The following is a 9,202-nucleotide window of genomic DNA, read 5'->3' on the forward strand; positions in this document are numbered from 1 at the left end:
GAAAATGCCGAATGCAAGACTGCAACACCATGACAATGCTTTAAACATGAATGAAGATAAATAATGAAAATTAATGATGATTTTCGGACGAATACAAGGAGGAACTATACATGCGTACCACCTATATGGCGAAGCCAAATGAAGTTGAGCGCAAATGGTACATCGTTGATGCCGAAGGCAAGACGCTTGGCCGTTTGGCAAGTGAAGTTGCGGCTCTGATCCGCGGCAAACATAAGCCTCAATTCACTCCACATGTTGACACAGGGGATTTCGTGGTTGTTATCAACGCCGAGAAAATCCACCTCACTGGCAAAAAGATGGAGAACAAAAAATACTATCGTCACTCCCTGCATCCAGGTGGATTGAAAGTAACTACAGCTCAAGACCTGATTGCGAAATACCCAGAGCGTGTAATCGAAAGCGCGGTTCACGGCATGCTTCCTAAAACTCGCATGGGCGAGAAAATGAAGCTGAGACTGAAAGCATATGCAGGCACAGCACATCCACATGAAGCACAAAAACCAGAAGCTTACGAACTTCGCGGTTAATTAAAAAGGAGGACAGTTTCATGGCACAAGTACAATACTATGGGACAGGTCGTCGTAAACACTCGGTAGCACGTGTACGCCTCGTACCGGGTGAAGGACGCATTGTCATCAATAAACGTGATATTAATGAATACTTCGGTTTGGAAACACTCAAGCTGATCGTTAAACAACCTTTGAATCTGACAGAAACACTGGGCAAATATGACGTGCTTGTCATCGCTCACGGTGGCGGCATCTCCGGTCAAGCTGGAGCAATCCGTCACGGTATCTCCCGTGCTCTTCTGAAAGCAGATCCAGAATTCCGTCCTTCTCTGAAAAGAGCTGGATTCCTGACTCGCGACCCTCGTATGAAAGAGCGTAAGAAATACGGTCTTAAAGCAGCTCGTCGCGCGCCTCAGTTCTCCAAGCGTTAATATTTGCGACTTACCAAGCCCTTGGCCATTATGGTCAAGGGCTTTTTTATGTTTAGAGAAAGCGGTTGTCCACAAAGATATTCACAGGATGGACAATTCACTTGGATTTCGTTGGTCAAATCTAGAACCGGTTGTTCACATGATGTGCACAACCTGCGGATAGATGGATGTAGATAGGGATGATCTTACATCGTTAACCACTTGACTTGATATGTAAATAGAGATATATTATTAATTGCGAATTAATTAAGTACTTAAATAATTAATATTTAATCATTAATTAAATAAGTAATTTTCGGAGCAGAGAAGGGGAGGATATGGTTGGATCGCAATGAAGAGATTTTTAAGGTGTCGTCGATGTTCCGGGCACTACTGAAGAACATTCATCAGGAATGGAACAAGTCGAGCGCCGGGAAGTACAACTTAAGCTTTCCACAATTTCAGGTGCTGTATGTATTAAAGCTGCGAGGGCCGCTGAAGGTATCGGAGCTTGCCGAAGCTTTGTCTTTAACACCGCCGGCTATAACCGGCCTAACGGATAAATTGGTTGCGGAAGGATACTTGCAGAAAGAGCGTGCCGAGGATGACCGGAGAGTTGTCAACATCACTCTCTTGGAACCGGGTCTAGATGTAATTAGGAAAGTGAAGAAGGATCAGAAGGAAATGATTCAGGGGTTTTTCAATTTTCTCTCTGAGGAAGACATTCAGCATTTGAGAAGAATCTTCTCCTTGATGCTGTCAAACATAGATAAAGACAATCACAACAACGGGTAGAGGTGGAGCATGGAGCATTTAACGCTTAAACGTAAAGTTTCAATTATGATTGCGATCATGGCTGCGATGTTCTTCGCAGCCATTAACCAGACGATAACGAGCACCGCAATGCCGCGGATTATCGCCATTCTTGATGGTATGGACTATTATACATGGACCATCAATATTTATTTGTTAACATCAACGATCGCAACGATATTGGTGGGTAAGCTGTCCGACATGTTCGGACGTAAGCCGTTTATTTTGATAGGTATATTATTTTTCATGTTAGGGGCTTTCCTGACGGGTACATCAACAGACGTATATCAATTCATTATTTATCGCGGTATTCAAGGTATAGGTGCCGGTATTATCCAATCGACCGCATTTATGTCGGTCGGGGACTTATTTCCACCGCGCGAACGTGGCAAATGGATGGGGCTGATGACCGCGGTATTCGGTTTTTCCAGTGTCCTTGGTCCTACGCTTGGCGGATATCTGGTCGATCACATCGAATGGCGTTGGTTATTCTGGATCTTCCTGCCGCTGGGTGTAGTTGCCTTCATCATGATTTGGACATTGTTTCCGAAGGTTGAACGCAAGCTTGGCCAGTCTATTGACTATTTGGGTTCCTTATTCCTTACAACGTCCATCGTTCCTTTACTGCTGGCCTTTTCTTGGGCAGGTACGGAATATGCTTGGGGATCACCGCAGATTATTGGTCTCATCGCAGCTTCAGTCGTATCAGCTTTTATCTTTATCTTGGTAGAGATGAAGGCGAAGGAACCGGTATTGCCACTTAGTTTGTTCAAAAATAGTGTCGTTACGGTTTCTAATCTGATTGGATTTTTTATGAATTTTGGTCTGATGGGTGCCATGATTTATATTTCCTTCTATGTTCAAGGTGTGCTTGGTATCTCACCAACCTATGCCGGTTATGTAACCATCCCGATGTCGATTTTCATGATGGGTACGAGTGCTATAGCAGGTCAACTCATTGCTAAAAGTGGCAAGTACAAACGGTACGCACTTCTTGGAGTTCCAATTATGATGGTCGGAATGGGCATTATGGTGTTCATGGACAACATTTGGCTTACTGTGGTTAGTACCATTATTTTTGGTATCGGTCTTGGTTTGGGTATGCCGGTATTCTCGCTGGCTACGCAGAATGCGGTACCCCACAATGAGCTCGGTGTAGCAACGGCTTCATCCCAGTTGTTCCGTAATCTCGGCGGCACAATCGGGATCGCGGTTATGGGAACGGTTATGTCGAACAGCCTGACGAAGAATTTGAAGGAAGCACTTCAGTCGACTAATGCACCGGATTTTAGCTCGGTGGATCCGCAGCTGGCACAGCAGATGTTGTCCTTCGCTAATCCGCAGACACTGATGAATAAACCGCTGATTGAACAAACGCAGGCAAGTCTTCCTGCCGATGTACAGCCTTTGTTCGCGCAAATGATCGACAGTATCCGCGATGCACTTGGAAATACATTGTCCATGGTGTTCCTCACAGGTACGTTAGTCCTCGTAGTCGCGCTGCTGCTCGTATTCTTCTTAAAGGAGATTCCGCTGCGAACGACGAATCAGGCATCCGCTCCCAAATCCGAGGACTCGGAAGGGAAGAGTGCCGGCGCTGGTACTAGAGCTAAAGAGGTATCGGTGGCAACAACAGACTAAGATTGGTATTTGTCAAAATGTTTGGAAATCGAAGAGAAAAAAGACCCTTTCTGCTTATGCAGGAAGGGTTTTTTCGTTTATCATGGTAACGATTTGATGGTTGACATTTATTAGGAATGTTTTATACTGTATTTAATTCATATTATTTCAGTAGGATTATCGGGATTAATATCGGGGGAGGCATCCAATCATGAATTTGCTGGAGAAAGAGGATTTGATCCGAGTGCAAGCAGAAGAGCTTGAGCATGCATCGGCTGAGGAAGTCATCGCATATGCGATCAAGACATTTCCCAATATAACGTTTGCTTGCAGCTTTGGAGCAGAAGATGTGGTATTGGTGGACATGATTCAAAAGATTAGCCCGTCGACGGATATTTTTTATCTGGATACCGATTTTCACTTCAAGGAAACGTACGAAACGCGGGATCGTATGGCCGAACGTTATGGCCTGGAATTCGTGCGGGTCTCTCCGCTCATTACGCCGGAAGAGCAAGCGGCACAGCATGGTGAAGCATTATGGAGCGTCAGCCCAAATGAGTGCTGCAATATCCGAAAGGTAGAGCCATTGACCCGGATTCTGTCTCAATATGAGGCTTGGATTACAGGAATACGAAGAGATCAAGCCCCTACACGGGCGAATTCGAAAAAGATTGAATATGATACCAAGTTCGGTTTGGTGAAGTTCAATCCGATTGCGGCCTGGACTAGCGAGGAAGTGTGGAACTACATCCGAACTAACGAGATCATCTACAACCCGCTGCATGATCAGAATTATCCGAGCATTGGCTGCGAATATTGCACACGACAGGTTATGCCAGGAGAAGACCCGCGTGCTGGACGCTGGTCAGGTCATGAGAAGACGGAATGCGGACTTCATAAATAAACGAATCATGATCGACTTAGGATCGTACAGTTACAGCATAAGAAGGAGGAATTATTCATGACAGCCATACTCCCTCATGGCGGTACGCTGGTACAGCGGGTAGCCCAAGGAGCAGAACGTGAAGATTTATTGAAACAGGTCGACACTCTTCATAAGATCCCCGTAAGCGCTTGGAGCATCTCGGACCTGGATTTGATCGGGGTTGGGGCATTTTCGCCACTGCAAGGATTTTTGAACGAACAGGATTACAAGTCTGTGGTTTCCTCTATGCGTTTAGCGGACGGTACGGTCTGGAGCATACCGGTTACACTGGCTGTTGATGAGCATACAGCGGCTAAACTTGCCGTCGGCGAGAAGGCCGCACTTGTAGGCGAAGAAGATGGGGTCGTCTATGGCGTTATCGATGTAGAGAGCGTCTATCAGGTGGATCAGCAAGCTGAGGCTGTTCAAGTATTTAAGACGGATGATCCGGAGCATCCAGGCGTGAAGAAACTTTTTGAACGTCCTTCAACCTATGTAGGCGGGCCGATCCAATTGCTGAATCGTCCGCAGCCGGAACGATTTAGCGAGTTTTATTTTGATCCGGCAGAGACTCGGGAACAGTTCAAAGCCAAGGGCTGGAATACAGTTGTTGGCTTTCAGACACGTAATCCGGTTCACCGTGCACATGAATACATTCAGAAGAGTGCCATGGAAATCGTAGACGCATTATTCCTCAATCCGCTTGTAGGAGAGACCAAATCGGATGACGTTCCTGCTAATGTGCGAATGAAGAGCTATCTGACCTTGCTGGAGAACTACTATCCCGCGGATCGAACCTTCCTGGGCGTATTTCCGGCTGCCATGCGTTATGCGGGACCTAGAGAAGCAATATTTCATGCAATGGTTCGGAAAAACTATGGCTGTACCCATTTTATCGTTGGCCGGGATCACGCAGGAGTCGGCGACTATTACGGCACGTATGAGGCTCAGGAAATTTTCAAGAATTTCACTGCAGAAGAGCTGGGTATTACCCCGCTGTTCTTTGAGCACAGCTTCTTCTGCACCACTTGCGGAAACATGGCTTCAAGCAAAACATGCCCGCATCCGAAGGAGGCTCATCTGACCTTGTCGGGAACGAAGGTTCGTGGCTTGCTTCGCGAAGGACAGTGCCCGCCACCGGAATTTACGCGCCCCGAAGTCGCGCAAGTGTTAATCGAAGGCATGAAAGAGCAGATTACGGTCTAACAAAGGCATAAATAGCCACCTTGTCCCATATGATGGAGTAGAACAACTCATGGGACGAGGTGGTTTTGTTATGTCCAGGCGGAGATCGGACAAGGTTACGGTATGGATATCGTTAAAGAGAGTCAAGCAAACCCTGATTGGAGCTGTGCTGCTGGCACTGCTCATTGTCGTTGTAACATACGAAATTCCCTCTGCCAAAACGTCGAACACCTGGAGTTTGCCGCTTGCCGGCAAAGTCATTGCCCTTGATGCAGGACATGGCGGCCCAGATGGCGGGGCGGTAAGCCGACAAGGTGTCATCGAGAAGGATGTAAACCTGGCCATCGCCTTGTATTTGCGTGATTATTTACAGCAGGCTGGCGCACTCGTCATTATGACAAGAGAAGGAGACTATGACCTGGCTGCAGAAAGCACAAAGGGGTATTCCAAGCGTAAAACGGAAGACCTCAAACAACGCGTGCGGATGATCGAGGAGAGTAAGGCGGATCTGTTTATCAGCATGCATCTGAACAGCATTCCGTCCAATCGGTGGAGAGGGGCGCAGACCTTTTTCCCTCCAAATAATGGGGAAAGTCAAAAACTCGCTGAATTGATTCAGGCAGAAATACGGCATAACCTGGAGAATACGCAGCGTTTGGCCAAAACGGATGATACGATATTTTTGCTTCAAGCCCTGCGCATGCCTTCTGCCTTGGTAGAGGTCGGTTTCTTGTCCCATCCGGAGGAATCCGAATTGCTGCGTGATGAGAAATACCAGAGAAAGGTCGCAGCCTCTGTGTACAATGGCATTTTGCGTTATACCTCCGGAGAGTCCGCCAGCGAGTCGTCACAAGCTGCAGAGTAATGGTATAATGGACAGGAATATCGAAACATTGTCTATTCCATTACATAGAGCAGAGGTGCTTATATGCTGACTAGAGAAACGGTACAGGAGATTCTCCAGCCTTTACGCGATCCCGAAACCGGGAAGAGCCTAATGGAGCTCCAGCGTATTCGAGATATTGTTGTGAAGGAACGCACGGTCCGATTATCCGTGACTTACAGCAGTGAAGATGTACGCGCTTCCTTGGAGGCGCAGATCAGAGAAATTCTTGAAGCTATGGGGGCAGAGGATATACATATCCGCATGCGCCCTCTGGACAATGCCGTTGGCGGAGCAGCCCGGGAGGAAGATAACGATCGCGAGAAGCTGACAAAAGGACATGCTGCCGGCATGGAGCAGAATAAACTCCTAAGCGAGCAATCCGGCGTTCACTTCATTGCGATTGCAAGCGGCAAAGGCGGCGTGGGTAAATCCACCGTTACGGTGAATTTAGCTGCAGCTTTGGCTCGGCAAGGCAAGAAGGTAGGCTTGATTGATGCCGATATTTATGGCTTCAGCGTACCGGATATGATGGGCATTGAAGAGGGGCCGTCCGTAACCGAGGAGGGTGTCATCCATCCGGTTGAGCGTTTTGGTGTCAAGGTGATGTCCATGGGCTTCTTCATCCGCGAGAATAGTCCGGTGATTTGGCGCGGACCGATGCTTGGCAAAATGCTGCGTCAATTTTTCACGGACGTCGCTTGGGGAGATTTGGACTATATGCTGCTGGACCTGCCGCCAGGAACAGGGGACGTGGCGCTGGACGTGCATCAGATGATTCCGCAGAGCAAAGAGATCATCGTAACGACCCCGCATGCTACGGCGGCGTTTGTAGCTGCCAGAGCGGGTGCCATGGCCTTGCAGACCGATCATGAAATCTTAGGCGTCGTCGAGAACATGTCTTATTATGTCTGCTCCCATGGCGGGGAGAAGGATTATGTATTTGGTCGTGGAGGCGGAGGGAAGCTTGCCGAGACGCTTCATACCGAGCTGCTCGCGCAGCTTCCGCTGGGAGCGCCGGATAACCACCCTTCAGAGCCGGATTTCTCCCCGTCGGTATATAAGGCAGGTACCGAGAGCGCAGGAATCTACGATGAAATCGCCGCAAGGATTGCAGCCAAGCTTGAGGAATCCATCTAGACACGGTCAATACGCATATAATGAACAGGCTCCCTTGGTAGGGAGCCTGTTTATGTGTATGGGAGAGGTGGGGAGGTGCTGTTTAACTGCCGCCGCCACCGCCACCGCCGCCTTCACCGCCTTCTTCTCCTTCGCCACCTTCGCCGCCACCTTCACCACCGCCGCCTTGCTCTTCTTGTCCTTGTCCTTCGCCTTCTTTTTTCTTCTCCACTTTAGGCTGAAGTTCGTCTTTTACAACCGTTTTAAGCAGTTCCAGCACCTCCATGCGGAACAGCGGGTTCTGCATAGCTTCCTGCATCACGGTCATGGACTGTTTGCGATAATCCGGGGTATTGGTCAGTTCAAGAAACGATTTCATCACGTCCGGAGATTTTAACATATCTTGAATCGCTTTTTGATACGTCGGGTCTTTGATAAGCTGCATATGCAGCTGCTTGCTCTCGGAATTGATGGCTTTGGCAAAATCACCCGCGAATTGCGGATCGGTCATAATCTTCTCAATTTCCTTCTTATATTCCTCCGATACCAGTGTATCCTTAACGGCCATGCGAATTTGATCCCCGGACTGGGCGGACATCATCCGCATCCCCATGGATCCGCCGCTTCCGGAGGAACCGCCAGATCCGCCGCCCAGCGCTTCCTCTACCGCTTTTTTTCCTTCGTCGGTTTTCAGAATGTCGACCACCATGGACTTGATTTCTTTATATCCGAGCTGCGGGGACGAGCTTTGTTCTGCACCACAAGCGGTAAGCACCACGGCAGCAACGAAGACGATAATACATAAACGAAATAACGGCCACTTCATTACCGTTGTCCTCCTTTTTCAAGATCATTGAATTTATAAGCGAAGCCGAACAATTTCGATAATCGCAAGAAAAACATCCGCAGCATTACGGTAGGTCCTCTGGTGAAGTACGCTCGATCGATGTTTTTCTTACGGTTCTTCGCATAGTATGTGATGGATTTGCAGAAATATGTCGGATTCAGAATGGTTTTTTATTGTGAACGTTGGTAAAATAATGATCTGTGGGGGTGGAAGTTAGTTGAGCTTACGAAAGTGGTCTAAATTGTTTTTGAAAACGCTCCTCGTCGGGGCAGTGGCGGCATTAATTGTAGGTCTGATCCTGCAGTTGTTTAATGGCGCGATCGAATTTACGGGAATGGCCGATTTATTGATATACCCGCTGATTTTGTTGGGCTCTGGGGCACTGGTGAGCGTATACTCCCAGATGGGCTTTTTTGCGTACCTGACTTTAAATTATATGGGGATAGGCATATTCCGCCGAAAGACTTGGCAGTACATTCAGATTGTGTTGGCTGTTCTAGCATTGCTGGAGCTAATGTTCTTCCGTACCTTTGTCGGCGGATCCACTAGCCTGCAGCAGGATTTGATTTTAGGTATTTCCATTTTGGTTATTGCCGTTGTTGTTGCTTATCTCAAAGTGAAGAGCACAAATGCTAATGCATGGATTCCGACCCTCTTCTTCATGATGGCGATTTCCATTGTGGAGATTATCGGTGTACTGCAAATTGGAGTCAGCAACGCAACGATCTTTATGGTGGTACCATTGCTCATCTGTAATGCATACCAAATTCTGACGCTTCATAAAGTTACACAAGACGAAAAAAAGAGCTAACACCTTAGCTCTCAGAGTGTCGAGAAACCCTGTACTTTTTTCAAAGTACAGGGTTTCTC

At 47.7% G+C, this 9,202-nt stretch carries 10 protein-coding genes; 9 read left to right on the top strand and 1 reads right to left on the bottom strand.

Annotated features, from left to right (window positions below; all coding sequences use genetic code 11):
• Window positions 1-110: 110 nt before the first annotated feature.
• From rplM to M4D81_RS31080, 8 genes are all read left to right on the top strand, one after another.
• Window positions 111-548, top strand: a complete 438-nt coding sequence (gene rplM / locus M4D81_RS31040; protein WP_071221009.1) for a 50S ribosomal protein L13 — start codon at window positions 111-113, stop codon at window positions 546-548.
• Window positions 549-568: 20 nt separating this feature from the next.
• Window positions 569-961: a 30S ribosomal protein S9 gene (gene rpsI, locus M4D81_RS31045; RefSeq protein WP_006212891.1), complete on the top strand. Its 393-nt coding sequence runs from the start codon at window positions 569-571 to the stop codon at window positions 959-961.
• 321 nt (window positions 962-1,282) lie between these two features.
• On the top strand, window positions 1,283-1,735 hold the full coding sequence (locus tag M4D81_RS31050; RefSeq protein ID WP_071221008.1) for a MarR family winged helix-turn-helix transcriptional regulator: 453 nt from the start codon (window positions 1,283-1,285) through the stop codon (window positions 1,733-1,735).
• 9 nt (window positions 1,736-1,744) lie between these two features.
• Window positions 1,745-3,394: an MDR family MFS transporter gene (locus M4D81_RS31055; protein ID WP_260069234.1), complete on the top strand. Its 1,650-nt coding sequence runs from the start codon at window positions 1,745-1,747 to the stop codon at window positions 3,392-3,394.
• A gap of 190 nt (window positions 3,395-3,584) precedes the next feature.
• Window positions 3,585-4,277 (top strand): phosphoadenylyl-sulfate reductase, encoded by a 693-nt coding sequence (locus M4D81_RS31060; protein WP_260069235.1) that lies wholly within the window; start codon window positions 3,585-3,587, stop codon window positions 4,275-4,277.
• 57 nt (window positions 4,278-4,334) lie between these two features.
• Window positions 4,335-5,504 (top strand): sulfate adenylyltransferase, encoded by a 1,170-nt coding sequence (gene sat, locus M4D81_RS31065; protein ID WP_260069236.1) that lies wholly within the window; start codon window positions 4,335-4,337, stop codon window positions 5,502-5,504.
• Between the two features lie 70 nt (window positions 5,505-5,574).
• A complete protein-coding gene (gene cwlD / locus M4D81_RS31070; protein ID WP_260069237.1) occupies window positions 5,575-6,348 on the top strand; it encodes an N-acetylmuramoyl-L-alanine amidase CwlD in 774 nt (257 codons plus the stop codon).
• A 63-nt stretch (window positions 6,349-6,411) separates the two neighbouring features.
• Entirely contained in the window at window positions 6,412-7,506 is a 1,095-nt protein-coding gene (locus tag M4D81_RS31080) for an Mrp/NBP35 family ATP-binding protein (protein ID WP_071221003.1), read from the top strand.
• Between the two features lie 82 nt (window positions 7,507-7,588).
• Here the strand turns inward: M4D81_RS31080 and gerD are convergent, their stop codons facing one another.
• Window positions 7,589-8,311 (bottom strand): spore germination lipoprotein GerD, encoded by a 723-nt coding sequence (gerD, locus tag M4D81_RS31085; protein WP_260069238.1) that lies wholly within the window; start codon window positions 8,309-8,311, stop codon window positions 7,589-7,591.
• Between the two features lie 238 nt (window positions 8,312-8,549).
• On the opposite strand from gerD, the gene M4D81_RS31090 reads away from it, so the two are divergent.
• The gene (locus M4D81_RS31090; protein WP_076326206.1) at window positions 8,550-9,143 is read left to right on the top strand and encodes a KinB-signaling pathway activation protein; all 594 of its coding nucleotides are present in this window, start codon (window positions 8,550-8,552) and stop codon (window positions 9,141-9,143) included.
• Window positions 9,144-9,202 lie beyond the last annotated feature (59 nt).

Origin of the sequence: Paenibacillus sp. p3-SID867, from assembly GCF_025142895.1 — a bacterium.
Lineage (GTDB): Bacteria > Bacillota > Bacilli > Paenibacillales > Paenibacillaceae > Paenibacillus_AQ.

What these genes read in the sequence shown, in the direction of transcription:
- cwlD (WP_260069237.1), top strand. Translation starts at nt 5,575, where the DNA reads ATGTCCAGGCGGAGATCGGACAAGGTTACGGTATGGATATCGTTAAAG.
- M4D81_RS31060 (WP_260069235.1), top strand. Translation starts at nt 3,585, where the DNA reads ATGAATTTGCTGGAGAAAGAGGATTTGATCCGAGTGCAAGCAGAAGAG.
- rpsI (WP_006212891.1), top strand. Translation starts at nt 569, where the DNA reads ATGGCACAAGTACAATACTATGGGACAGGTCGTCGTAAACACTCGGTA.
- sat (WP_260069236.1), top strand. Translation starts at nt 4,335, where the DNA reads ATGACAGCCATACTCCCTCATGGCGGTACGCTGGTACAGCGGGTAGCC.
- M4D81_RS31080 (WP_071221003.1), top strand. Translation starts at nt 6,412, where the DNA reads ATGCTGACTAGAGAAACGGTACAGGAGATTCTCCAGCCTTTACGCGAT.
- rplM (WP_071221009.1), top strand. Translation starts at nt 111, where the DNA reads ATGCGTACCACCTATATGGCGAAGCCAAATGAAGTTGAGCGCAAATGG.
- M4D81_RS31055 (WP_260069234.1), top strand. Translation starts at nt 1,745, where the DNA reads ATGGAGCATTTAACGCTTAAACGTAAAGTTTCAATTATGATTGCGATC.
- gerD (WP_260069238.1), bottom strand. Translation starts at nt 8,311, where the DNA reads ATGAAGTGGCCGTTATTTCGTTTATGTATTATCGTCTTCGTTGCTGCC.